The organism is Paenibacillus shenyangensis (assembly GCF_000346635.1).
Lineage (GTDB): Bacteria > Bacillota > Bacilli > Paenibacillales > Paenibacillaceae > Saccharibacillus > Saccharibacillus dauci.
Map to the genome: position 1 here is coordinate 117,478 of NZ_AOIG01000019.1, position 25,240 is coordinate 142,717.

At 49.0% G+C, this 25,240-nt stretch carries 20 protein-coding genes; 7 read left to right on the forward strand and 13 right to left on the reverse strand.

What is annotated here, in order from left to right; translation table 11 throughout:
- Positions 1 to 4: 4 nt before the first annotated feature.
- On the reverse strand, positions 5 to 451 hold the full coding sequence (locus H065_RS0116345; protein WP_238557974.1) for a GNAT family N-acetyltransferase: 447 nt from the start codon (positions 449 to 451) through the stop codon (positions 5 to 7).
- Positions 452 to 909: 458 nt separating this feature from the next.
- Between H065_RS0116345 and H065_RS0116350 the strand changes: the two genes are divergently transcribed.
- From H065_RS0116350 to H065_RS0116360, 3 genes are all read left to right on the forward strand, one after another.
- On the forward strand, positions 910 to 2,118 hold the full coding sequence (locus H065_RS0116350) for a cytochrome P450 (RefSeq protein WP_017814164.1): 1,209 nt from the start codon (positions 910 to 912) through the stop codon (positions 2,116 to 2,118).
- Between the two features lie 226 nt (positions 2,119 to 2,344).
- Positions 2,345 to 3,289, forward strand: a complete 945-nt coding sequence (locus H065_RS0116355; protein ID WP_017814165.1) for a nuclear transport factor 2 family protein — start codon at positions 2,345 to 2,347, stop codon at positions 3,287 to 3,289.
- 339 nt (positions 3,290 to 3,628) lie between these two features.
- Positions 3,629 to 4,564 carry an AEC family transporter gene (locus H065_RS0116360; protein ID WP_017814166.1) on the forward strand — a complete coding sequence of 312 codons (936 nt, stop codon included), beginning with the start codon at positions 3,629 to 3,631 and terminating at the stop codon, positions 4,562 to 4,564.
- A gap of 42 nt (positions 4,565 to 4,606) precedes the next feature.
- Here the strand turns inward: H065_RS0116360 and H065_RS0116365 are convergent, their stop codons facing one another.
- Together H065_RS0116365 and H065_RS0116370 are read right to left on the reverse strand one after the other, a co-directional pair.
- Positions 4,607 to 5,227, reverse strand: a complete 621-nt coding sequence (locus tag H065_RS0116365) for an NUDIX hydrolase (RefSeq protein WP_017814167.1) — start codon at positions 5,225 to 5,227, stop codon at positions 4,607 to 4,609.
- A gap of 41 nt (positions 5,228 to 5,268) precedes the next feature.
- Positions 5,269 to 5,868, reverse strand: a complete 600-nt coding sequence (locus tag H065_RS0116370) for a histidine phosphatase family protein (RefSeq protein WP_017814168.1) — start codon at positions 5,866 to 5,868, stop codon at positions 5,269 to 5,271.
- A 269-nt stretch (positions 5,869 to 6,137) separates the two neighbouring features.
- Between H065_RS0116370 and asd the strand changes: the two genes are divergently transcribed.
- Positions 6,138 to 6,965: an archaetidylserine decarboxylase gene (asd, locus tag H065_RS0116375; RefSeq protein WP_017814169.1), complete on the forward strand. Its 828-nt coding sequence runs from the start codon at positions 6,138 to 6,140 to the stop codon at positions 6,963 to 6,965.
- Between the two features lie 494 nt (positions 6,966 to 7,459).
- On the opposite strand, the gene H065_RS0116385 is transcribed toward asd, so the two are convergent.
- A complete protein-coding gene (locus tag H065_RS0116385) occupies positions 7,460 to 8,245 on the reverse strand; it encodes a helix-turn-helix domain-containing protein (protein WP_017814171.1) in 786 nt (261 codons plus the stop codon).
- A 130-nt stretch (positions 8,246 to 8,375) separates the two neighbouring features.
- Positions 8,376 to 9,944: a MocR-like pyridoxine biosynthesis transcription factor PdxR gene (gene pdxR, locus H065_RS0116390; protein WP_017814172.1), complete on the reverse strand. Its 1,569-nt coding sequence runs from the start codon at positions 9,942 to 9,944 to the stop codon at positions 8,376 to 8,378.
- 258 nt (positions 9,945 to 10,202) lie between these two features.
- Between pdxR and H065_RS26125 the strand changes: the two genes are divergently transcribed.
- Positions 10,203 to 10,862, forward strand: a complete 660-nt coding sequence (locus H065_RS26125) for a pyridoxamine 5'-phosphate oxidase family protein (protein ID WP_017814173.1) — start codon at positions 10,203 to 10,205, stop codon at positions 10,860 to 10,862.
- 130 nt (positions 10,863 to 10,992) lie between these two features.
- Here the strand turns inward: H065_RS26125 and H065_RS0116400 are convergent, their stop codons facing one another.
- Positions 10,993 to 11,547 carry an NADPH-dependent FMN reductase gene (locus H065_RS0116400; RefSeq protein WP_017814174.1) on the reverse strand — a complete coding sequence of 185 codons (555 nt, stop codon included), beginning with the start codon at positions 11,545 to 11,547 and terminating at the stop codon, positions 10,993 to 10,995.
- A 255-nt stretch (positions 11,548 to 11,802) separates the two neighbouring features.
- On the opposite strand from H065_RS0116400, the gene H065_RS0116405 reads away from it, so the two are divergent.
- Positions 11,803 to 13,101 carry an aminotransferase class I/II-fold pyridoxal phosphate-dependent enzyme gene (locus tag H065_RS0116405; protein ID WP_017814175.1) on the forward strand — a complete coding sequence of 433 codons (1,299 nt, stop codon included), beginning with the start codon at positions 11,803 to 11,805 and terminating at the stop codon, positions 13,099 to 13,101.
- Positions 13,102 to 13,409: 308 nt separating this feature from the next.
- Positions 13,410 to 16,421: an S-layer homology domain-containing protein gene (locus tag H065_RS26130; RefSeq protein WP_017814176.1), complete on the forward strand. Its 3,012-nt coding sequence runs from the start codon at positions 13,410 to 13,412 to the stop codon at positions 16,419 to 16,421.
- 168 nt (positions 16,422 to 16,589) lie between these two features.
- Here the strand turns inward: H065_RS26130 and H065_RS0116415 are convergent, their stop codons facing one another.
- The 7 genes from H065_RS0116415 to H065_RS0116445 form a co-directional block, all read right to left on the reverse strand.
- Positions 16,590 to 17,294, reverse strand: coding sequence for an ABC transporter ATP-binding protein (locus tag H065_RS0116415; protein WP_017814177.1), 705 nt, complete (start codon positions 17,292 to 17,294; stop codon positions 16,590 to 16,592).
- A complete protein-coding gene (locus tag H065_RS0116420; RefSeq protein ID WP_017814178.1) occupies positions 17,291 to 18,079 on the reverse strand; it encodes an ABC transporter ATP-binding protein in 789 nt (262 codons plus the stop codon). The genes H065_RS0116415 and H065_RS0116420 overlap by 4 nt, the downstream gene beginning before the upstream one ends.
- 149 nt (positions 18,080 to 18,228) lie before the next feature.
- Entirely contained in the window at positions 18,229 to 19,527 is a 1,299-nt protein-coding gene (locus H065_RS0116425; protein WP_017814179.1) for a branched-chain amino acid ABC transporter permease, read from the reverse strand.
- Positions 19,528 to 19,536: 9 nt separating this feature from the next.
- Positions 19,537 to 20,523 (reverse strand): branched-chain amino acid ABC transporter permease, encoded by a 987-nt coding sequence (locus H065_RS0116430; protein WP_017814180.1) that lies wholly within the window; start codon positions 20,521 to 20,523, stop codon positions 19,537 to 19,539.
- Positions 20,524 to 20,627: 104 nt separating this feature from the next.
- Positions 20,628 to 21,836 (reverse strand): branched-chain amino acid ABC transporter substrate-binding protein, encoded by a 1,209-nt coding sequence (locus H065_RS0116435; protein ID WP_017814181.1) that lies wholly within the window; start codon positions 21,834 to 21,836, stop codon positions 20,628 to 20,630.
- A gap of 703 nt (positions 21,837 to 22,539) precedes the next feature.
- The gene (gene ald / locus H065_RS0116440; RefSeq protein WP_017814182.1) at positions 22,540 to 23,676 is read right to left on the reverse strand and encodes an alanine dehydrogenase; all 1,137 of its coding nucleotides are present in this window, start codon (positions 23,674 to 23,676) and stop codon (positions 22,540 to 22,542) included.
- A gap of 203 nt (positions 23,677 to 23,879) precedes the next feature.
- Complete coding sequence (locus H065_RS0116445; protein ID WP_026136292.1) at positions 23,880 to 25,103, reverse strand: PucR family transcriptional regulator; 1,224 nt, start codon at positions 25,101 to 25,103, stop codon at positions 23,880 to 23,882.
- Between the last annotated feature and the right edge of the window lie 137 nt (positions 25,104 to 25,240).

The window sequence follows — 25,240 nt, forward strand, 5'->3', positions numbered from 1 at the left end:
GGTATTAGAGAATTCGTTTTACAAATCCGGTAGACGTCGCTTCATATCCCAGATGACGATAAAAGTCATGCGCTCCGGTTCGCTCTTCACGGTTGCCGCTATTCAGTGCAAGAGCCCGCGCCCCTACGCTACCTGCCCAGCCTTCCGCTGCCAGAATCAATGCTTTGCCGATCCCGCCGCCGCGCTGCTGTTCACGCACGACCAATGAACCGATCCGTACATGCACTCCATCACGTTCAAAACGCAGTTCCCGGATCAATCCGATCATGCCAATTACCTCACCATCGGATTCCGCCACATAGCACTGATAATCAGGATGCTCCTGCAAAGCGAGAAACCTTGTATTCATATCTTCCTCGGATACCGGATATCCCAATTCATCCATCAACACCGCCAGTGCCGCTATATCCTCCTGATGCGCTTCCCGAATTACCAATGTCTGTTCCATCATTTTCCTCCTTATTGTTCATTCCTTCCAGCTGTGCCGGTTACCATGTCAATCTGATATGTATGCTGTCCTGCTATTGAGTATATCCTGATGTTAATCACAGTATAGCCAACTCTGCTGCTGCTTCCTATCTACACAAAATGATGATTTTGTCAGATTATCAGACAGGGTTCTCATGGAAGCAACAGACGGACAAGTATCTGCTTTCTTTCCCCATTTCACAAGCAGGCTAATCAGCAGGTTTAATCATGCCGTTCCCCTTCTGCCATTAACCACGCTACCGGGTTTATTGTTGCCCTGCTCTCTTCTATGAAAATAAGGAAATTCGGTTATATCCGCTGCCAAAAAGGGGAAACAAAAACAGAAGAAAAATTACAAAATTTGTATGTGATTATAGGGTGTTATATAATGGGGACAGTATTCTTTATGTAAATAATTATATATTTACCAAGGAGGAACCTATGAAAAAGATCAGCAATAAATATGCCAACTACATTCCTATGCGTGAATTAAATACGACGGAACGACAATTGTTCCCTTTTGATGTGTATAACGAGCTGTTGGAGCAGTCTCCTGTCCGTTACGACGAGAATCGCAGTTGCTGGGATGTATTCCGGTATGAAGATGTGCAGTATGTACTGAAAAATCCCAAGCTGTTCTCCTCCCGGCGCAATCGTGCCAACCGTGAGAGTATGCTGACCCAGGACCCGCCCAAGCACAAGCAGCTGCGCGATCTGGTCAATCAGGCATTTACCCCGCGCAAGATTGAAGAGCTGGCACCGCATATCCAGAATATCGCAGACGATCTGCTGACGCCTCATCTGCAGGTGGGACAGATGCAGATGGTGCATGATCTGGCTACCCCACTGCCGGTGATCGTTATTGCCGAGCTGCTGGGTGTGCCCTCCTCCGACCGAGATCGGTTCAAGGAATGGTCCGATATTCTCGTCAAAGGTGCACGCGATGACAGTGATGAGGCTTTTCAGGAATTGATGAAGGAGAAAGATCGTACCAATGCCGAGCTGGGCCAATACTTTGCCCGCATTATCGAGCAGCGTCGCCAGAGTGCACAGGATGATCTCATCTCTCTATTGATCGCAGCCGATATTGAAGGCCAACATCTGACCGAGGATGAGATTATCAGCTTCTGTATTCTGCTGCTGGCAGCCGGTAACGAAACGACTACCAATCTGATCACTAATGCAGTACGTATTCTCGCAGAGCAGCCGGAGCTGCAGCAGCGGCTACGTGAACATCCGGAGATGATACCGACTGCTGTCGAAGAAACACTGCGCTATTATCCACCTATCGTTGCGATTGGACGCGTCGCCAAAGAAGATATCGAGCTGCGTGGTCAGCATATCCGCGAAGGCGAGCAGGTGATTTCCTGGGTAGGCGCAGCCAATCGGGATGAACAGAAGTTTGCAGATGCAGACACATTTATCCCGGATCGCAAGCCGAATCAGCATATGGGCTTTGGGTTTGGTATCCACTTCTGTCTCGGTGCTCCACTGGCACGGCTCGAAGGCCGGGTCGTTCTGAATACACTGCTGCGTCATATGGACCGAATTGCGCTGGCAGAAGGCGCACAGCTGGAGCCAATCCAGAGTGCCTTTGTATTCGGAGTCAAAGAATACCCGATCACTTTTCAGCCTATTCAGCCGGATTGATCTTCATTTGTATTCCGCAGGCAACTTTCTTTTCTATATAAGAAAGTTGCCTTTTTCATTTTCGTATAAAAAATACAAAATACAATTAATATGTAACTATATATATAAAAACAAACCTTACCTAGCTTCTTTTGTGAGCGTTAGTTGAAACATGTGCAGTTACAGGTTACAATCTATTTCATCAGCAGGCTTTACAGCTTGCTTATAACCAAAGGAGTGATGACTAATGAACAAGAAAAGTACACGCTGGATTGGTGCAGCCGTCGCCGCTGCCATCACCGTTACCACAGCCGGACTGCCTGCCACTGCCAATGCTGCTTCCTCCGTTTGTCCGCCTGTACCTGTATCCCAGACGGGAACGAGTGCCAAAGCTTCCGTATCGCAGCAGACCAAAAACAAACAATTGGTAATGAATATGTACCAAGACGTATTTAATCAGCACAAGCTGAATAAAATCAGCTCTTATATCGCCAAAGACTATATTCAGCATAATCCACTGGCTGGAGATGGACGACAGGCTTTTGCCGACTTTTTCGGTGCGTATATCAAACAGAATCCCCATCTGAAGGCAGATGTGAAGCGTATTATTGCCCAGGGTGATCTGGTATTGGTTCACAATCATGTAACAACGAGTAAACAAGATAAAGGAATGGCGGTTGTAGATATTTTCCGGATCAAAAATAACAAAATTGTCGAGCATTGGGATGCAGGACAAGCTGTACCGGAAAAATCCGCCAATGATAATACCATGTTCCCGCTTCCCGGTACTCCTGTACAGGTACAACCAGTTTCTTCCCAGCAAGTTGCAGCTAACAAGAAGCTGGTAACTACGTTCTATAACCAGTTCTTTAATGAACATGACGGAACCGCTCTGCAAAAATATGTCGCGGAAGATTATATCCAGCATAACCCTACCGTACCTACCGGCCGCAAACCGCTGGAAGCTTTTATCCCTATGCTGCAAAGCAATCCGGACAGCCGCAACAAAATCATCCGTGTCATTGCAGAAGGTGATATTGTCGCCCTGCATGTTCATGCCCAGAGCAGCAAAACGGACCGCGGAAGTGCCGTTGTGGATATTTTCCGTGTAGCGAATGGCAAGATTGTCGAGCACTGGGATGTCGTACAACCAGTGCCGGAGAAATCCGTCAACACTAATACGATGTTCTAATCGCCACAGATATTCAATAACAAATAAATCGCTGTACTCTTTTCTGGATATGAAAACGATCAGGAATGATCGGAAGTGAACAAGCGTCGGCTGCTGCTGGCGCTTGTTTATGCATCATATATATTGTTCACGGTAAGATAAAAATATAATAATTTGACTATATATAATAGTTTTATCCTATAAGAGAATAGGATTCGGGTATTTGACGATTGCCTGATGCGGGCTTACATTGATAACAGTTCATTACAGGAATGCGGGGTTCAATCAGAGAGAACAATTGCCTGTTTGGTTTCCCTGCTCCCTGTCTGTTATCATATCGCCGCAGAAAGGAACATCGTTATGCTGATGCACTTATTGTCTACGTTATACCAGGTTTTTCTTCCGATTTCCCTTCCTGTGGTAGGCGGGATTCTGCTGCGTCGATTCCGCGGACTGGATACCAAACCACTGGCTACTCTGTCTCTGTACATATTAACTCCATCCATTGTATTCAACACGCTGCTGCATGCGGAGATTTCGTTGCAGGATGTGACTTCTACCATCACCTTTTCCCTGCTGACGCTGGTCGCACTATGGCTGATAGCAACGATCGTCAGCCGGATTCTACACCTGAATCCACAGGAACAGGCAGGACTGACCCTGATCTCTACTTTTACCAACAGTGTCAATTATGGTCTGCCGCTTGTACTGCTGGCGTTTGGTCAACTCGGTCTGGACAAGGCTTCCGTCTATGTTATTGGACAAATGGTTATTGTGAATACGGTCGGCGTCTTTTTTGCAGCACGCTCGCATTTCTCGGCCAGGCAAGCGTTTGCTTCTATTTTCCGGCTGCCTGCAGTGTATGCCACTGCAATCGCGATGCTGCTACGGCTGTGCGGATGGGCGCTGCCTTCGACACTGGATCAGGGATTTGCCATGCTGGCGGCGGCTTATTCGCCAGTCGCTCTTGTTGTTCTCGGCGCACAAATGATCAATGTTGGCTCCCGGAACGCAGAAGCGGCAGCCGACCGACCGTCACAGCGCGCCTTCTGGGCGGGCATGACGATCCGGCTGGCTGCCGCACCTTTGTTATCCTGGTTGCTGCTCACGCTAATTGGCGTGGAGGGCATTCTGTTTAACGTACTGCTGATTCTCACATCCATGCCGACAGCAGTCAATGCCGTTATTCTGGCAGAGCAGTTTGGTGCTGCTCCCCGGCTCGTATCACGCTGCATTCTCTGGACGACGCTGTCTTCCATGCTGGTACTGCCGGTACTGATCCTGTGGCTGCAATAGGACAGCTGTATTCCTTTTATACAATAGACAAATAAGTCGGTATCAATCGCAAAACACCGGCAGATCCGGATGATGCAGGTATTGAAAAGCCGTCCGGATCTGCTGCTCTGTATTGCGTTCTACCGACAGCGGCGGCAGCTCATTCTCGGCGAAAAAGCCTACTTCCATCGTCTCGGTCGTATCTGTCGCCGCCGTGCCGCCGATCAGCTCGCATTCAATAAAGAATTTGTATACATGCCATGGTGAAGGCGGGTGCGGATGGAACTTCTTGTCCACCACGCCCAGTAGACGGCCGGCACGAACATCGTAGCCGGATTCTTCTTTGACTTCTTTGACAGCAATCTCTTTGGGCGACAGTCCGATATCTGCCCATCCTCCCGGTAAAGCCCATGCCCCGTCCAGCTTCTCGCGAACCATCAGAATACGATCATTCTGAAAAACGACCGCACGAATATCCACTTTGGGCGTTGCATAACCGGTCTCTCCTGCAAATAATTCACGAATCAGCTCAATCTCAACTTCCGTGTACTGCTGCATAATTTCTACACTCAGCTCTCGCAGCTGCTCAAATCGCTCCAGATCATAGACATCCCTGGAATATTCGAGCCCTGCCTGACTGATCGCCTGAATCTGCTTGGCCCACTCCAGCCATTTCAATTGCACTGTCTTCATCTCCCCTGCAGCCTGACCACCTTGGATATGGTTTATTGCTGCTGTTCTGCTTCATATGGTAGCAGATGGCGGACACAATTGTACAATTCGCAGTCCCAGGCATTTTGCTCGTCACAGCGTACAACGGTGATCGACATATTTTCCAATGTATGCCATTTGGATTCTTCCTTGAGGATGGCGTTCAGCACATGATTGAGCAGCACACCATGGCTGACGATCAATATGCGCTCGCCGGGATACTTTTGCCCCAGTTCCTGCAGACAGCTGATGCCACGCGCTGCACCTGACTCGGGCGTTTCCAGCCCCAGATCCTTCTGCTTCCATTGTTCTCCCCAGCGCTCGATCCGTTCTGCCTGTGTGGTACCTTCAATCTGGCCGCCATCAAGCTCCCGCAGACGCGGATCATAGCTGACGGGCAGCTGCGAAGCTTCAGCGATGGCCTGCGCCGTCTGACGTGCACGAATCAGATCACTGGCATAGATGCGGTCCCATGATTCTCCGGCTATGCGTCGTCCGAGCTGACGTGCCTGATTCCAGCCATCTTCATTAAGTGGAATATCCGAACTTCCCTGTGCCCGGCCCTCTTTGTTCCATATGGTGCTGCCATGACGGATTAAACCGAATGTAGTCATCGTTATTCCTCCTTTACGCGTGATATGACACTAACCTGATGAGTGACATTTGCAGCCAAAAAGTATACAATGATCTCTTGTTTATATATTTTATAATGCTTCAAACAGGGGATTCCTGATCTAAGGCATAAATGGTCTGCACTCCTACCTGTATCTTACCATGTTTGGGCTTGTAAACATTGATTTTCAATTATATCTGTGTCAATATAACGAAGCAAACAAATGATCGCATTATTTTTCCTTTATCTGGAAAGGGGTATATTATTATCATGGCCAATTCACTGTTCCGCCTGATGACCGAGCTATCCTCACGCAAGTGGGTATCCCGGCTGACAGGCAGCTTTGCTAAATCACGGGCCAGCCGCGCGTTAATCCCGAAATTTATTCAGGCTTACCGCATTCCGGCAGAAGACGCCGAGAAAAGCGTCAACGATTATCATACATTAAATGAATTCTTTACCCGTCGGCTGCGTCCGGGTGCACGTCCGATTGATGCGGACCCGATGTCGCTGACCAGTCCGGTCGATGCGCTGATCACTGCTATGGGCCCACTGCAAGACGGACTGATTCCTCAGGTCAAAGGCCAGGATTACAGCCTGGAAGAGCTGCTGAATCACTCTCCGCGGATGGAGACTTATCGTGATGGATATATGTTCGTTCTGTATTTAAGCCCGACCGATTATCACCGGATTCATGCCCCGGTCACCGGCAAGCAGACCGAACGGGATCATATTCCGGGCAAAGTATATCCGGTTAACGACAAAAGCATGCTGAATATGCGTGCTGTACTAAGTCGTAATGAACGCCAGATTACTTACATGAAGCATCATTATGGAGAAGTAGCAGTCGTCAAGGTAGGCGCGCTCAATGTCAGCAGTATTCGCTATGCTGACGAGACTCGCACATCGTGGAACAAGGGTGACGAACTGGCTTATTTCGAATTCGGTTCGACGATTGTGCTGCTGATCCAACAGGGGACATTTACCCCTGATGAGATGCTGCATATCGGTAGCCGCGTCAAAATGGGCGAGAAACTGGGAACGCTGATGGATATGGAAGCGACCCGTCCCTACCGTCGTCTGATCGATCCATCTTAGGCAGGTCATGGCTTTTATGGCCGCCTGACTCCGGTCTGGATTATTCTTAAGTGATATAAAAAGCAGCCCCTCCGATGACAATCTTCGGCGGGGCTGCTTCTCTGTTCGGGTGTCCTATATATAAATACATCCTGCTTAAGTATAAGTTGGATTAGAACCAGGCTTCTGCTGCCCGTTGTGCTGCAGTCTCGAATCGACGCAGACGATTACGGAAGACTTTGCTGCTGATCTTGGATGAACTGTTGTTACGCCCCCGTCTTCTCAAACGCATTCTGAAGGCCCCCTCTCTTATGGCATGGCGGCACTCTACTGTACGGCACAACCGCTTACAGAAGTTTACCTCACGCTTACAATATGCATGAGCAGTATTTACCCCGCGTGTTTTCGGTTGAAACAAACAACGGATCGGGGTGTTTACCGTCATCCTCCATTTATTGTAAAGCAGTTTGCCATCCCGGAGCAACTTTGCCGCTTACCATAGAAAACCGTTCCTGTCAGCGAATCTCGGAAGGACTTTTACCGGTATACTGCTTGAATTGACGACTGAAAAAGAAAATGTCGCGATAACCCAGCGCGTCTGCTACCTCGGTCACATTCATCCCCGTATAGACGAGCAGATGCTCGGCCCGTTCGATTCGCATCCGTATGATATACGATTGCACAGATACGCCCATCAATTCCTTGAACTTGATAGAGAAATAACGTGGCGACAATCCTGCCCGTGAAGCCAGATCTTCCACACGATGCGCAAGACTTGGATGCTGGCGAATATAATTGGCTACTTCCTGGATCGTCTCGTTCAGCTGATTGCTCACTTTGCGAGGGGCCGGCTTGTGCTGCTCATCGCGCAGCAAATGGATCATCAGCTGTTTTAGAATCAGACGCGCTTCCTCTTCAGCAGCAAAAGCCCGCTCCAGCAGCAGCCGGACATACCGGACCAGCATATATTCAAAGTCAATCGTCTCGTCCAGCACCCGGTAACGTGCAGGGATACGGCTGACCGGCTCGTTCACGTCAAAATGAATATAGGTCAGTACCAGAGGCTTTTGCGGATTATGGGTAGCGGTTGTCTCGTCTCCCGGACGGAATACAAAGCAGCTTCCTTTACTGATCGCATACGGCTCTCCGTTCAGGATCAATTCCCCTTCACCACTCCATACATAGAACAGATCATAATTGGGCATGGGCTTTTCCCGTTTGGGCCAGCGCCACTCCGGTTCACAGAAAATTTTGGCAAAGGCGGGCTTCAATATAAATGAAGCAGGCGATAATTCAAGCATGATATTCCTCCTTCTCCAATTCCTCTATCTAGGTCTCTATCGGCTCTCCACTATACCGCTATATCACATTAAACGGCTATGCGATTATATTGCGCAAAAAGTTCGCATTCGTCAATGGTAGGTTACCTAATTAATGAAATTTTGTGGATTGCTGCGTATTCCAGGCATGCTGCAGGCGACGGATTCCTTCTATAATCTGTTCTTCCTCCAGATGGGCAAAGCTGAAGCAGCCAGCAGGCGGTCCTTCTGTGAGCCGGTAATCCGCTGCATCCCGCCAGCTAACTCCGCAGGCCGAGGCAATGCGCCGAAATTCTTCATACGAATCCTGGTCGTACTGCCAGACTCCATATACATGCAGTCCCGATCCGACCGGCATCCAAGAGAATACTCCTTTCAGCCGAAGCTCCATCTGTTCACGGAACGTGGTATGACGTACTTTATATAATCGGGTCATCCGGCGCAGATGACGCATGTAATCTCCCCGCATAATGAAACGTGCCAATGCACGCTGCTCGAGCCGGGATGAAGGCAGCGGATCATACAGCCGCTTGGCTGCCATCAGCGCCTGTGCCAGCCCCGGCGGCATAATCGCATAACCAAGTCGCAGACTGGAGAACATACTTTTGGAAAAGGAACCGACATAGATGACGCTGTCTGCCCGATCCAGCGCTTTGAGCGGCTCGATCGGACGGCCTTCCCAGCGAAACTCGCTATCATAATCATCCTCGATCACCCAGGCATTGCGGCGATGCGCCCACCGGAGCAGCTGCTGTCGTCTGGACAGTGGCAGCACGACACCTGTCGGGAACTGGCGGCCTGGCGTAACGAACAACAGACGAGACTCCCATTCCTGTGGAATAATCCCCTGCCGGTCCAGCGGTGCCGGGCACACCTGTCCGCCGCAGGCAGTGATCGCCCGGTAGATTCCGGTGTAACACGGATCTTCCAGAATGACAGGCTCTCCTTCATTAATCAGCAGCTGACAGAGCAGCACGATCGCTTCCATCGATCCGCTGCATAATACGATCTGCTCCGGCTGAGCAGCGATACCGCGCGTACGTCCCAGATGACTGCAGATCGCTTCCCGCAGCTGCAGATCGCCTCCTGCTTCCTCTTGCTGCTCATGGCTGCCAACAGGCTGCTGCAGGTCTCTCGCAGCTCCGGTCATCGCGCTTCTCCAATCGGTCAGTGAGCGACCTTCCAATAGAATCTCACGGGGAGCAAAGGAAAGCAGTGGTGCGAGCCGCGGCTCCTCTGTAGCGGGTAGGCTAACCGGATGATCAACCGCTGCTGATTCGGCAGCCTGCCGACGTTCCAGTTCCAATAGACGCTCTCCCCAGCGGGATAATGTGCGTGTTCCGGAGATCGGATCAGCGGAAAGTACGTAAGCAGCACGCTGCTCGTCATGTTGTTTTGTCGTATCATCCTGTACGGCAGGCAGACTGATGAGCTGCCGGGCCACATACGTTCCTCTGCCTACTGCTGATTCGGTATAGCCTTCTGCCAGCAGCAGATCGTAAGCCCCGGCTGCGCTGCCCCGGGATATACCATAACTCGCTGCCAGTTCACGTGTTGAGGGTAATCTTGTTCCCGGCTGCAGCGATCCGTTTAGAATACTCTCGCGCAGGGCATGATACAACGCTATGTATTTGTGTGGATACTGCTGCAGAGCCCGCTGATACGCGATGGTGATATCCATCCTGGAGGGTTCCTCCCTTTCCTGCTGCTCCTGCCTATATGCTGGCAGACAGCATATGTATTTATTCTGTACACGATGACGTATGCAATCTTCCGCAGACATGGATTGCTTTCACATCGTTACTTTTATACGTTAAACCACTAAAATTGGACCATAGGATTGTGTCTATATTGGCTCTTTTCGCCTGTCAATTTTCAGCATAAGCTGATTACCTTGGCACGTCAATCATCTAACAGAGATAAGGGAGAGAATTTACTTATGAGAAGAAAAGAATTTACAGTGGAAGAACAGCAGGAACTGGAACAATTCCTGGGTGAAGTCAGTTTTGGATTTCTCGGACTGGCTGGCGAGGATGGATGGCCGCGGGTGATTCCGCTTAATTTTGCCTACGGTAATGGAGTCTTTTATATGCATGGCAGCCGTGCCGGCGAGAAAATGAAGCTGCTCAGAGAGGATAACAAAGTCACCTTTTCAGCAGCGCGTGAATATGCACTGATCCCTTCCTACTTTACCGATGAGGAGATGGCTTGTCCGGCTACCGCCTTTTTCAAAAGTGTAACGGTAAGGGGACATGCCGAAGTCGTGACGGATCTTGAGGAAAAGGCGATGGCACTCGGTATCTTTATGCAGAAGCTGCAGCCGGAGGGCGGCTATGATCCTATTACTACCGAAGACCCGCGTTACATTCCCCGTCTCAAGGGAGTCGCGCTGATCAAGATTATCCCTGACGAATGGACTGCCAAATTCAAATTCGGTCAGAATGTCCGGGGCCAGGAACGCGAGCAGATTATCAGCGGTTTGCAGCAGCGGGGTTCCGCTGATGATCTATCCACTCTGGAGATGATGGAGAAGTACTGCCCGTATCATCAGTCAGCAGGCGGTACGGGCAACGATTCAGAAGATGATCAGGATCTATAGTACCTATTCCGGCGGGTTCACCTTTGTTATTCTGCGATAAATGATACTCTCCAGTTGGAATCTGTTATACAAAAAAGCAGCTTCCTGAACAAGAAAGCTGCTTTTCAATCTATATTTATGCTATTTATTGTTATGGCTTTGTACCAGGAAGCAAGGCAATAATCAATTCATTCAGAGCGGACAATGTATCCGCATCGCTCAGGCGACCCTCTGCTCCAAACTTTTTGCTGATAAATGGTATGGACAGTGTGGTCTTGTCAGTAATAAGGGCATTCATCATGAGAAGTGTTCCTTTTAGTGATTCCAGCGCAACCGATCCGCCCTGTGGATGCGGAGAAGCACTGATTGCTGCTGTCGGCTTATTGACCAGTTCTCCCGAAGAAACAATCCAGTCCAATGCATTTTTGAGAGAACCGGGAATCCCCCCGGCATATTCAGGAGTACAGATCAATACTGCATCTGCCGATCCCAGCAAATCCCGCCAATGCTGTATAGCCGCATGAGGTGCAATATGATCCTGGTCCAGATCGGGATTGAAATGCGGCAATTCCGAGAGCTCATGGTATTCAATACACTCTGTTCCAGAAGGCATCAGACTCATAATGGAAGATAGCAGCCGGGAATTGGATGACTGTTCGCGCAGGCTACCGGATATACATACTACTTTGATCGACTGGTTGCGCATAAATTCACCATCTCTCTATAAAATACAAGCTTATTTACCACACTATACACTATCTGTTTATCTGGTCGGCATACGTTAGTATTCCTATCTGATCTATACAAGATATTCTTCATACTATTCTCACATCTAAATTGCCGCCACACCGTGACACATTTGTGAGAACAATGATATACTATGAGGCAGCGAAATCAGACGGAATATGCAGCAGATTCGCCTGGTTGATATCTTCTAAACAGACCCGGAAGGATGAACAAGATGAACCCACTGGCAGGACAATTGAATGAGAACCTGAAAGAGGACAGTCCCTATATTTATGATATGCTGTCCCGGCTCGGCAAAGAAATGTATTTCCCCAAAGAAGGCATATTGAGCCAATCGGCAGAAGCTTCCAGCCAGGCCAAAAAATATAATGCCACAATCGGTATCGCTACCGAAAATGGTGGACCGATGCATCTGAAGGTCATTCAGGATTCCCTATCCGCTTTTCAGCCGAAAGATCTGTATCCGTATGCCCCACCGGCCGGTAAACCCGAGCTGCGCAGCGCATGGCGCGAGAAAATGATCAAGGATAATCCATCTCTGGCAGACAAAAAATTCGGCAATCCGATCGTAACCAATGCACTGACCCATGGTCTGAGCATCGTGGCGGATCTATTTGCCGATGAGGGTGACGCGATCATCTATCCGGACAAGAACTGGGAAAATTACGAGCTGACCTTCGGTATTCGCCGCGGCGCACAGATCGTCAATTATCCATTGTTCACCGAAGATATGAACTTTAACAGCGATGGTCTGCGCGATGCTTTGCTGGAACAAAAAGACCGTGGTAAAGCAATTGTGGTCCTGAACTTCCCGAATAATCCGACCGGATACACACCAAGCGTCGAGGACGGTCACCGGATCGTAGCAGCTATCAATGAAGCAGCATTGGCGGGCATTAATGTAGTCGTTGTAACGGATGATGCTTACTTTGGATTATTCTTCGAAGATTCCATACAGGAATCGCTGTTCGGCGAATTGAACAATCTGCACCCACGTATTCTGCCGATCAAGATCGACGGCGCTACCAAAGAAGAATATGTATGGGGCTTCCGCGTCGGATTTATTACGTACGGTGCCTCTTCGGATGTGGCATTGACCGCTCTGGAACAAAAGACGCTCGGTATTATCCGTGCAACGATCTCCAGCGGAGCACATCCGTCACAGACCTTTGTCCTGAACGCCCTGCGTTCCCCGGAATTCGAAGCGCAAAAAGCCGAGAAATTCCAGGTAATGAAAGGCCGTGCCAACAAAGTCAAACAGCTGCTCGACAGCGGCAAATACGGCGATGTATGGGAATACTATCCATTTAACTCTGGCTACTTTATGTGCCTGAAGCTCAAAAATATATCGGCGGAAGATGTACGTCAGCGCTTGCTGAGCCAGTACGAAGTCGGCACAATTGCTCTGGGTGATCACGATCTGCGGGTTGCTTTCTCCTGTATTGAAGAGCAATACCTTGAAGATCTGTACGATCTGATCCATCAGGCTGTACTGGATGTGCAGCAGACGTAACAAACAAGCTGACGGTTAGTTCTTTATTAACCAGCAATTCTTTTGATCATTATAAGATCCATAAATAATAGCAGGCTCCGGTCATGGATCGGAGCCTGCTTTTTGGCGTTCCTTGAATTAATAGCCGCCTTATTTCCTATCCATACAATTCCATTACAGGAAAATTCATTTCCCAAAAGAATAAAGTTGTAGTAATATGGATCAATATGCCTATTTTTGTAAAGAAAAGAGATAAAATTAGGTTTTTAAGACTATTTTAAGATTAGGTATAAAGCTTAAATTTATGGTTTATTGGGGGAACTTAAGGAATGTTAACGACGAAAATTCGGCCGTGGGCCATCCTGCTGCTGAGCACAGCCATTCTGCTGCCGACTGCCGGACTCACAGGAGCTGATCCGGTCAGCGCACAGTCAGTCAATACGACTGATATCCAGCATCACTGGGCCAAAAATGTTCTTATCGATTGGCAAAACAAAGGCTATATTAGCGGCTTCCAGGATGGCAGTCTACAGCCGGATCAGAGTGTAACCCGTTCGCAGCTGGCTGCACTGATCAACAAATCATTTGGATTCACTTCATCCGTACCCATTCATTATCGCGATGTACAGCCATCCGATTGGTACTATAACGATATTGCTATTGCCAAAGCGCAAGGCTATATGGAAGGATACAAAGATTCCACCTTCCATCCGGAGCAGCAAGTTACCCGTCAGGAGCTGGCGGTTATTCTGACCTCTATCAAAAAATTAAAATCATCCGGCTCGGCCAGTCGAATGAAAGATACAGCCAACAGCCCTTCCTGGAGCAAAGGCTCGATCGGTGCCGTGATCGATAACGGACTGATGAATGGCGATGAAAAAGGATTCCGTCCCAAAGACACAACGACTCGTGCCGAAGCCGTCACCGTACTGAATCGTTCACTTCAGTCTACCGGTGCTGCAGCGACAGTCTATAATACAGCTGGAGTCTACGGACCGGCATCTGGACAACAGCAGATATCCGGCAATGTACAGCTCAATGCCGCTGGCAGCACACTGCGCAATATGGTTATCAACGGTGATCTGTTGCTTGGCCAGGGAATTGGCGAAGGAGATGCACTGCTCGATCATGTGACGGTCAAAGGAACAACTACCGTCAATGGCGGCGGCAGCCACAGTATCCATGTCAAAGATTCCAATCTGGCTACTATGGTCATCAACAAAAAAGATGGCGATGTTCGCGTAGAAACCAGTGGTTCAACTGTGATTCAGCAGACTGTTCTTCAATCCGGTGCCATTCTGGAAGAGAAAACGAACGCTGGTGCCAGCGGATTTAACAATGTCGTTATGTCTTCACTACTGCCGACCGGTGCCAGAGTGACCATGAATGGACGGTTCGATGCAGTCGATATTGCCGCTTCATCACTTGACGTACAGCTGGTATCAGGTTCGATCGATAGTCTGGCTGTCGCTTCCGGTACGACAGGCAACCGGGTGGATACGACCAGTAGCTCATCTATTCAATCCGCTACCTTGAATGCCCCGGCAACAATCGGCGGCAATGGTACGGTCGAGAATGCTTATATTCGTGCTGAAGGAGTCACAATTACGCCGCGAGTGATGCAGACGAGTATAGATAATGGCATTACTGCCCGCGTAGGCGGCAATACGGTAGGACTTCCGTCGACCCCCACCAATACCAAGAAAAAAGAATCCAATCATAATGAGACCACAACGCCTGTAAACGAGACGAAGCCAACTCCGAACACAGATGTCACGGCTCCGCCGCAGATCCAGCATCTGGATGTCAAGAATGGTCAGGCCGTTCTGCCTCCTCAGGCAGGCGATGTGCTGTTCCTCAGTGATATGAATATTACAGCTACATTGGACGGTGTGCCTATCAACTTGCGCTCGATCAGCTATGACAGCGTGACGCGTACTGTGCACTTCGATCCACTTAAGCTACTGCATTATAATGGCAAAGTACTACAGGTCAAAATAGCCCCTGTAGCAGACTTTTCCCGTCTTACGCGTACATTCCAGGGCAGTGTACAAATCAGTGGTTTTATCGGCGTAATTACCGACACTCAAGGTGAGCCGGTGAATGGAGTAAAAATAATGTTCCGTCGAGGCGTAGGCGTAATGACCGGACCGGTAGAAGCAACAGTAACCACCGGCATGGATGGCAACTATACCGTTCAGCTTCCACCTGGTATATATACCGGAGAGATGCAAAAGGATGGATTCCTTACATCTTACATGACTGGCGTCTCATTAACAGGCATCCTGAATGATACCGAAAATGGAGTTATCATCCAGCAGGCGGATAAAGACCAGGTTCACATTATACTGACCTGGGATGAGTTCCCGCAAGATGAAGATGTGCATCTGCTCGGACCCACTCCGGACGGATTCGGATTTCAAACGGATTCATCTGAACAACAATATATCTACAATGGTGAAGTGTATGCTGAACTGAATTACGATGCTATACAGGGTTATGGCCCAGAAGCTCTAACGATCCGCAAACGTACACCAGGCACATATACATTTTATGTAGACAATATCAGTCAATTACATTCAGGCAGTACGGCTACTCTGCGTCATTCGTCTGCCCGTGTTGAAGTCTATGATGGTCAGTCTCCGACGCCAATCAAGACGTACCTGATACCTGCAGGTGACGGCAACGAGCCGTACTGGCACGTATTTGACATGAATATAGCTGATGGACAGCTGAGCTTTACGGATCGTAATCTGCTCTTGAATGCAGCACCAGTCTCCAAGTATCTGCCGATTCCAACTGCTGATTCGGATCAAGCTAAGCTGGAACAGGAAGCCGATCTTATTCCCGATGATATCGTGCTGCCATATGATACGAAGCTGAATCAGGAAATTACCCTGGCAGATAAGCAGCCAGCTGATGGTATCACCAGAACCGTCTCCTCTGTAGAACTGCTGTCTGCTATCGATGCGGATACAGATAACGAGTTTTCGGTCACCAATGATGTCTATCTCTCCACTGCGGATACGGGCAAAGGTCTGCAACTGCTCCAGTATAACGGCAGTCCGTATACTGCACCGTATAAAGTGACCGTTTCTCTCCGTCTCGGTGATACCACTATCCAAAAAAATGTGTACGTGGATGTACCCAATCTGGATACCTGGTTGAATCAAGCTGCAATTCAGGCTCAGAGCGTGCTGGCACAACCAGCTGCCGGACAGGATACGACCGGTTTGCAGACCGCTCTGGATCACAAAAATGCTCTACCGCAAGCCGCTGCTGTACAGGACAAGATCACTGTTCTACAGGAACTAAATGCAGCGCTGCAGCAACTAAAATAAACAGGCTTCATCCAAAAAACCAGCATGGGCTCATCCCGATGCTGGTTTTTTGATTTCAGTAAGTCTATCAATAAATCTATCGCCTGCTCAGGATAACGAAATACATATCTTCGATATAGACTAGGTGGAACAGACTGATGATATTTCAGACTTTGTTATGTCATACTCCTACGCCAGATACGCTTCCTTGACCTGATCATTCTTGAGCAGCTCTGCTGCATTATCCTGCAGAATGATCTCTCCTGTCTGGATCACATACCCCCGGTGAGCAATCTGCAGTGCCTGATAGGCATTCTGCTCCACCAGCAGGATGGTCATCCCCGACTCATTCAATTCCTGGATAATCTCGAAAATCTGATCCACAATGACCGGTGCCAGCCCCATCGACGGTTCATCCAGCAAAATAATACGCGGACCCATCATCAGACCGCGGGCGATTGCCAGCATCTGCTGTTCGCCGCCGCTCATCGTACCTCCTACCTGATGATAACGTTCCTTGAGCCTCGGGAAATAGGCAAAAGACTTCTCGATACGTTCCCGGATCAGGCTTTTGCTTTTAACCGAGAATGCACCCATTTCCAGATTCTCCTTCACCGTCAGTCGGGGGAAAATGCGCCGTCCCTCCGGGACATGGGCGATACCACTCTGCGCGGTAACATGCGGTGGTTGGTCAGATATATTTTTGCCGTTAAACCACACTTCTCCACGGATCTTCACCTGACCGCAGATCGACTTGAGCGTGGTCGATTTACCTGCTCCATTGGAGCCGATCAGCGTCACGATTTCGCTTTCATTCACATCAATCGTCACACCGCGCAGTGCCTGAATCGCACCATAATATGCCTCCACCTGTTTGAGCTGCAGCAGACTCATTCGACTACCACTCCTTCCTCGACAGCACTTTTACCCAGATAAGCTTCGATTACCTTGGGATTGGAACGGATATCCTGTGGATCGCCCTCGGCGATTTTGACGCCATGATCCAGCACCAGAATATGATGCGACAGCTCCATCACGAGCTTCATATCATGCTCGATCAGAATAATGGAGATATTCAGCTCCTCCTGAATACGGCGAATCAGCGAGGTCAGGTCTACCGTTTCCCTTGGATTCATCCCAGCAGCCGGCTCGTCGAGCAGTAGCACCTTGGGCCGGGCAGCCAGAGCACGGGCGATCTCCAGCCGGCGCTGCGCTCCGTACGACAGACTGCTCGCTTCGGCATTGTACCATTCCTCCAGCCCGACATACTCTAGCAGACGATACGCTTCCTGCTGCGAGGTATGTTCTTCATGCCGTACTCTGGGCAGATTGAGCAGTGTACCGACCACACCTGTTTTCAGATGAATATGCATACCTACCTGCACATTCTCCAGCACAGTCATACTACCGAACAGACGGATATTTTGAAAAGTACGGGCGATGCCTTTGCCGGTAATCCGGTCGGGTTTCACATTGACAATCGATTCCCCGTCCAGCTCAATCTGTCCCTCATCCGGCACATAAATACCGGTAATCATATTAAAAAAGGTCGTTTTGCCCGCTCCATTCGGACCGATAACGGCAGAGATTTGTCCCTTTGGAAATGCAAAATCCACACCGCTAACCGCAGTCAGTCCGCCGAAGCGCTTGGTGAGCCGGTTTACTTTTAGAATACTCATGACTGTCTCCTCCTCATAGGCGGGATTGGCTTGGCCCGGTGTATATGTCCGGCTCCCTGTTATCTCCGGTTATCGGAGCCATTTGTACAGGTGTATACCGATTCAACAGAGCAGCCGTCAGATGATCACAGGCTGCCCTCCATAGCATTTTATTCGGGATTCGCTTTGGCGCTGATGGGAGTCGCAGGTACTTTGTGATGTTGATGTGGACCACCTGTCACCACCTCCTTGGGAATTTTGCGATTTTTGGCGGCGATCAGACCATTGGGACGGAAGATCGCGACCAGGATCAGAATCATACCGAAAATAAACCGCTGCATTTTGGACGGTGACAGCGCATTGGGTACCTCAATAACCCCCTGCATCGAAAGTTGATTCAGCCAATTGGTCAATTCGGTCAGCACCTGCAGATTGAGTATCGTTACCAGACTGGCGCCGAGAATAACACCCGGCACACTACCCATCCCGCCAAGTACGACCATAACGAGAATCGTCGTCGATTCGATCAGCGTGAAGCTCGTCGGATCGATAAAAGTCTGCTTGGCAGCGAACACTACACCCATCATCCCGGAAAAGGAAGCTCCGATCGCGAACGCAATCAGCTTGGTGCGAATGAGTGGAATCCCCATCGACTGGGCAGCAATCTCATTTTCCCGGACTGCTTTCCAGGAGCGCCCCAACCGGGAATGCTCCAGCCGCCTTACAGCAAAGATCACAACCAGCAAAATCGCAATAACGATAAAATAATATTGATGCGGAAAGGTAAAATCAAAGCCGAACAGATCCGGCGGCTGGATCGAAGACAGTCCCATTGCACCATTCGTAATATTGACCGGCTTCTCTAAGTTATTGAAAATAATGCGGATAATCTCTCCAAATCCCAGCGTCACGATAGCTAGATAATCCCCTTTGACCCGCAGCACGGGCAGACCAAGCAGAATCCCGAAGATGCCAGCCATAAATCCGCCAATCAGAATAAAGATCCAGAACGTGCCGCCGGAGAGTGGAAACAAATCGCCCGATATAAAATTATTTGCCTGATCCGTAGCAAAGATACCGTACGTATACGCACCGACTGCAAAAAAGGCGACAAATCCCATATCCAGCAGACCGGCAAAGCCGACCACAATATTCAATCCCAATGCCATCGCCACATAGATTCCGCACTGGGTCGCCACTTCCATATAGGAGTCATATGATGTACCGCCGGAGGAAGCGAAAGGAATAACGACCAGCAGCAGGACCAGGGCAATGATCCATTTGATTCCATTGGTAAAGGACGTATAGTAGAGCAGCAGCAGAGAAGCCAGCAGCAGCAAAAATGCTGTGACCGAGCGCTCCATCAGATATACTGCTGCTGCCGTGACGAGTGTAAAGAGCACCAGCAGCACGATCTGCGCCAGCTTGTTTTCCCGCAGGGTAATGCGCATATTGTCCAATTTGCTCATTGAGGCCACCTACACTTTCTCTTTGACGGCTCTGCCAAACAAGCCCTCTGGTTTGAAGATCAATACAATGATCAGAATCGCAAAGGCAAATACATCCTTGTACTCCGCGCCAAAATTGCCGCCAGTCATAATGCCCAGGTTCGCGGAAGCGAACATTTCCAGCACGCCGATCACGACACCACCGAACATTGCGCCGCGGATATTACCGATACCGCCCAGCACTGCTGCTGTAAAGGCTTTGAGCCCCAGAATAAAGCCGATATACGGATCGATTGTGCCGTACTGCTGCGCAAACAACACACCGGTCGATCCACCGAGCGCCGAACCGATAAAAAAGGTTAGTAGGATCACCTTGTTTACATTGATCGACATTAGCGAAGCCGTCTCCCGATCCTGTGCCACTGCCCGCATCGCACCGCCCCATTTGGTCCGGTTAACGAATATATCCAGCCCGATCATCAGTACAATGGCTACGATAAAAATAAAGATCGTATTCGTCTTGACCGTGGCATTGCCAAACATCGCAGTCATGGACGAGAAACCCAGTGTGAAGCGTCCATCGAACAGCTGCGGTACGCTGATGATATAATTACCGGTTTTCAATTCGGCAATAAAGCGAACCAGATCCTGCAAGACAAAGGATACGCCAAAAGCCGAGATCAGCGAGATCAATTTGGGTGCCTTGCGCAGCGGCCGGTAGGCGACGCGCTCTATCCCCACGCCAAGTGCCCCGGTGACCATCATCGCGATAAAAATAATCAGTACATACGAGACCCAGGCGGGCAGATTCCCCAGCCAGCCAAACGACTGGAACAGCAGCAGCACCGATGTACCGGCAAAGGCCCCGGTCATAAAAATCTCTCCATGTGCAAAGTTAATTAGTTCCAGAATGCCGTATACCATCGTATAACCGAGCGCTACGACCGCGTAAATAGCCCCCAGCGCCAGTCCATCGATCAGTACCTGTGGCAGTGTTTGCAAAATACTTGCGAACATGAGCGCACCCCTTTCCATCGCTATAAAACAAGAGCCAACAGGTATGCCGTCAATCTGCACATACCTCTTGGCCGCATGTTCATATGCTGCAATTTGTGCTGCAATTATTGACTGACTTCGGATACCAGTTTGCCCGGATATGTATCACCGGCGAACTCGTAAATATACACTTTGGCAAACGAGTTATCCCCTTTATCATCAAAGCTGACCTCGGTAGCAATCCCTTTGAAATCCTTGGTTGCCCGCACTGCATCGCGAACGGTCTCGCGGGATGGCATCTCACCACCGCTGCTGTCCAGTGTCTTTTTGATCGCATCCAGCATGATGGTCATGGAATCATAAGCGTAGGCGGAATATCCTTCCGGCGCTTTGCTGAATTCCTTTTGGTAACGGGCTGCCCAATCGGAGCCGCCTTCCATTTTGGCAATTTCACCAGCTACCGAGCTGTACAGCGAGCCTTTGACATCGGCACCGGCAATCTCCACCAGTCCCGAAGAATCCAGTGCATCTCCACCCATGATCGGAGCGGTAATTCCTTTATCCCGAGCTTGCTTGATAATCAGGCCGCCTTCTGCGTACAGACCACCGAAGAAAATAAAGTCGGGGTTCTGGGTTGCCGCGATATTCAGTACGCCGTTAAAGTCTTTTTCCCCTACCGTAATTCCTTCATAGCCGGCAATGGTCGCTCCCAGCTCCTGGGCCTTGTCGCGGAATGCCTCTGCCAACCCTTGGCCATATGCCGTTTTATCCTGAATAACAAATATTTTCTTCGCACCAACGGTCTTCACTGCGTACTCTGCCGCCGCCGGCCCCTGGAAGTCATCCCGTGCAACGACACGGTTGGCTACTTTCAGCTTGCGATCCGTAAATTCGGTTGCTGTACTCGCGGGGGAGATCATCGGAATATTATACTTTTCATATACAACCGAAGATGGAATGGATACACCGGAGTTCAGATGGCCGATTACGCCCAGCACTGCCTGATCGGCACCAATCTGCTCGGCATTGGCTACACCTTTCTTGGGATCACCCTGATCGTCGTATGGAACCAGCTCCAGCGAATAACCCAGTTTGCTAAAGTCTTCCTTGTGATCTTCCATCGACATTTGAGCTCCCAATCGGATCGCTTCCCCTTGAATCGAGCTGCCTCCCGATAATGGAGATTGCGTTGCAATCTTGATGACTTTGCCACCAGAGCTACTGCTGCCTCCGGATGATGTACCAGCCGTCGTTGCACTTCCACCATTTCCGCACCCTGCCAGCAAACCTACGACTAGAACTGCAGCTGCTATACCACTCCATCTTCCTTTCATACTGTTAAATCCCCCTTTAATGTTATTTTATTTAACATAATATGGTACGATAACTAATTTAAAGTATACATAGATTGTATATATCGAGCAATCAGAAATTATGAAATCATTAATCATATTTTGGAATATATTATGAAATAATGATTTATAAAGACGAATTATTTAAGTTTAATATGTAGTATTCATTCGTTTTTTAAGTTTTTTTCTTGATCATTCGAATATTTTCATTATTAAACGTTTTCAAAAATGTAGGATTATATAGTTTTATATAGGTGTGATCTACAATATATGTATTTATTTTAAGTTACATAAACTAACATTAATTTTTTCGTTAATTGCTTATATTACATGTGATTAACATATAAACGTTTTCTTTTCATTTTGCTTTTTTAAATACCTCTGACGTACGGATTATCCTTAATCGATTGTATGTTTATTTAAGAAAAACAAAATATCACTCCTGGTATTCGGGAAAACACAAAGACAGCTCCGGCAGCTTACTCTCTTATGCCAAATTATGCACGAGAGAATAGATGCTCGGAGCTGTAGGTTTGTACTGCGTATCCATAAGTACATTGTGGGGCCAGGTACAGGGCCAGATGTTGTTCATGATACTGGCTTTGTGCTATTTAACACGGTTTATTTTTAGACGTTGTCACCATTCTGATGTTTGCTACGATGTCCATATGGATATATCGAATGCTTAGCTTGTTGCAGTAAAGGTCTTTTTCAGTGCTTCATCCACTGCTACATATTCATAACCCAGATCCCGCGCTACAGCATCATAGGTCATAGCTCCGGCAGCCGTATTCACGCCCAGCTTGAGTGCCGGATTATTCAACAACGCTTCACGAAGTCCCCGATTGGCAATCTGCATGACATACGGCATCGTCGCATTGGTCAGTGCCATCGTAGATGTTCTCGGTACAGCACCTGGCATATTGGCGACCGCATAATGCAGTACACCATGCTTTTCATAGGTTGGTTCGTTGTGAGTCGTAATCCGATCTACAGTCTCCACAATGCCGCCCTGATCAACCGCTACATCGACAATAACTGAATGCGCTTCCATTTGTTTAACCATTTCTTCGGTTACCAGCTTGGGCGCTTTGGCTCCCGGAATCAGTACGGCCCCAATCACCAGATCCGAACTGGATACCGCTTCGGCAATATTGTAAGGATTGGACATGAGGGTCTGAATCGAATGACCAAAGATTTCCTCCAATTGACGCAGACGGTCTGCACTCAGATCGATCATGGTTACTTCCGCACCCATCCCGATGGCTACTCGGGCTGCATTGGCGCCGACTACACCGCCGCCAATAATTGTAACTTTTCCCTTTTTGACACCGGGAACACCGCTGAGCAGAATCCCTTTCCCCCCATGAGGGCGTTCCAGGAATTGCGCGCCAATTTGCACCGCCATCCGGCCGGCTACTTCGCTCATCGGAGTCAGTAGCGGAAGGGTCCGATTCACCTCTACGGTCTCGTAAGCAATCCCGATCACTTTTTTCTCAATCAATGCTGCTGCCAGTTCGGGTGCGGCTGCCAGATGCAGATACGTGAACAGGATCAGCCCTTCCCGAAAATATCCATATTCCGATGGTAATGGCTCTTTTACTTTGAGAATCATCTCGGCTGTCGACCAGACTTCGGCTGGCTGCTGGATAATCGTTGCTCCTGCCTGCTCATAGACGGAATCGGTAAACCCGCTTCCTTTACCTGCTAGGGTCTCTACATATACTTCGTGTCCTGCTGCAGTCAGTGTCGTCACACCTGCCGGTGTAATGGCTACACGATTCTCATTGTTTTTGATCTCTTTGGGGATTCCAATTCTCATGCTTGTTCCTCCTTCAGATAACGTGCCATTTCGTACATTCATTATAAGATAGAAAAAATAGCATGTAATCGTCCAGTTCCCCAAATTTTAACAATATGAATTGTGTAAAAACACAAAAAGTATGCTATCATGTAAAAATTTATAACATGATTCTAAATTATATGTGCACTTACCTGATCGGGTCAGAAGCTTTTATGTTCGTTTCAGTTCTCTCTGTCCAACCATAGCAGCTTAAGTTCCAGATATAAAGTCACTTTCTCTGCCATGCTATCCAGATTCACATGTCCCACTTCGGCAATACGCCGTAGCCGATAATTGAGTGTATTGGTATGCACATGCAGCTGGGCAGCCGCCTGTTTGGCATCACTATCATGATCCAGGAATACAGACAGTGTCTGCAGCAGATTGCTGTTATGCTCCCGGTCATACGCTGCGAGCCGCTCGATCGGTCCCCAGCTTACCGGAAACTGTTCGGCTTCGCGCTGCATCGCATTGAGATAGCGGTAGAATCCGGCGTCCGGATAATAGTGGATCGTATGCGTCTCCGGCAAATGCTGATGCAGTGTAATCAATTCCCTTGCCTGCCGATAGCTGCGCTGGATATGCAGAGCAGAACCAAATCCCTCACCGGCAGCATAATAGATCCCTTCGACAGGCAGCAGCAAACGCAAACGGGTGATGATCATATGGATACGAGCAGATAATTCGGCTGAGCTATCGGATTGAAGCCTATTGTTCATTCCGCATAGCAGAATCAGCCGATTCGGCTCAAGTAGGTGCAAATGTACTTTTACAGCATATTCGCTAGATGCCTGAACAACTTTGTCATACCAGCTACGTGTATCAGGCTGTCCATTTTGCTCCATAATCAGTACATATCCCGAGACGGGAAGTTCTACTCCTGCTTCCTGTGACTGCTGCGCAGCCTCCTGCTCGGACTGGAAGCGTCCATTGAGCAGCCGGCGCAGCAGTTCCATCTTTTGCTGGCGCTGCTGCTGCTGCATCATTTTGGAGGCGGCGATCTGTGCGCCGCGCTTGAACTGCTGCAGCTGGGCTGTCGTATATGAACCGTCATTTTCCAGCAGCCAGATATAGCCAATTACTTCATCATAATGCCGGACTGAAATTGCCATCCGGCTGCGTAGTCCCACCTCACTCAGCTCGCGGATATGCTGCGGCTCTTCACTGTCAAGCAGCCGCTGCATCGCCCCCGATTCATACAAGGCACGCTGCACATGCTCCGGTACTTTGCGTCCGACAATTGTAGCGATACGCGCCGGATCGGTACTGGGATCATGCGTACTGTAAGCAAGCAGCCGATGTCCTTCGTCCTCAATCGTTACCGGACTGCCCATCACTTCACTGATCATCTCGGCCAGCGTCTGCAGGCTGTCTACCTGACTGTCTATGATATGCTCCAATGTCATGCACCGCCTGTCTTTTCTGTTTTGGTCACTGCTGTCCGTAGATCATCCCGGCATTCAGCAGATAGAAAAGACCGGATTGGAAATCTCCAACCCGGTATATCCAGCTATACTTGTCTATATAAGCAATGACCAATAAT

Coding starts and splice junctions, on each gene's coding strand:
- H065_RS0116345 (WP_238557974.1), bottom strand. CDS start 451: ATGATGGAACAGACATTGGTAATTCGGGAAGCGCATCAGGAGGATATA.
- H065_RS0116350 (WP_017814164.1), top strand. CDS start 910: ATGAAAAAGATCAGCAATAAATATGCCAACTACATTCCTATGCGTGAA.
- H065_RS0116355 (WP_017814165.1), top strand. CDS start 2,345: ATGAACAAGAAAAGTACACGCTGGATTGGTGCAGCCGTCGCCGCTGCC.
- H065_RS0116360 (WP_017814166.1), top strand. CDS start 3,629: ATGCTGATGCACTTATTGTCTACGTTATACCAGGTTTTTCTTCCGATT.
- H065_RS0116370 (WP_017814168.1), bottom strand. CDS start 5,868: ATGACTACATTCGGTTTAATCCGTCATGGCAGCACCATATGGAACAAA.
- asd (WP_017814169.1), top strand. CDS start 6,138: ATGGCCAATTCACTGTTCCGCCTGATGACCGAGCTATCCTCACGCAAG.
- H065_RS0116385 (WP_017814171.1), bottom strand. CDS start 8,245: ATGCTTGAATTATCGCCTGCTTCATTTATATTGAAGCCCGCCTTTGCC.
- pdxR (WP_017814172.1), bottom strand. CDS start 9,944: ATGGATATCACCATCGCGTATCAGCGGGCTCTGCAGCAGTATCCACAC.
- H065_RS26125 (WP_017814173.1), top strand. CDS start 10,203: ATGAGAAGAAAAGAATTTACAGTGGAAGAACAGCAGGAACTGGAACAA.
- H065_RS0116400 (WP_017814174.1), bottom strand. CDS start 11,547: ATGCGCAACCAGTCGATCAAAGTAGTATGTATATCCGGTAGCCTGCGC.
- H065_RS0116405 (WP_017814175.1), top strand. CDS start 11,803: ATGAACCCACTGGCAGGACAATTGAATGAGAACCTGAAAGAGGACAGT.
- H065_RS26130 (WP_017814176.1), top strand. CDS start 13,410: ATGTTAACGACGAAAATTCGGCCGTGGGCCATCCTGCTGCTGAGCACA.
- H065_RS0116415 (WP_017814177.1), bottom strand. CDS start 17,294: ATGAGTCTGCTGCAGCTCAAACAGGTGGAGGCATATTATGGTGCGATT.
- H065_RS0116420 (WP_017814178.1), bottom strand. CDS start 18,079: ATGAGTATTCTAAAAGTAAACCGGCTCACCAAGCGCTTCGGCGGACTG.
- H065_RS0116425 (WP_017814179.1), bottom strand. CDS start 19,527: ATGAGCAAATTGGACAATATGCGCATTACCCTGCGGGAAAACAAGCTG.
- H065_RS0116430 (WP_017814180.1), bottom strand. CDS start 20,523: ATGTTCGCAAGTATTTTGCAAACACTGCCACAGGTACTGATCGATGGA.
- H065_RS0116435 (WP_017814181.1), bottom strand. CDS start 21,836: ATGAAAGGAAGATGGAGTGGTATAGCAGCTGCAGTTCTAGTCGTAGGT.
- ald (WP_017814182.1), bottom strand. CDS start 23,676: ATGAGAATTGGAATCCCCAAAGAGATCAAAAACAATGAGAATCGTGTA.
- H065_RS0116445 (WP_026136292.1), bottom strand. CDS start 25,103: ATGACATTGGAGCATATCATAGACAGTCAGGTAGACAGCCTGCAGACG.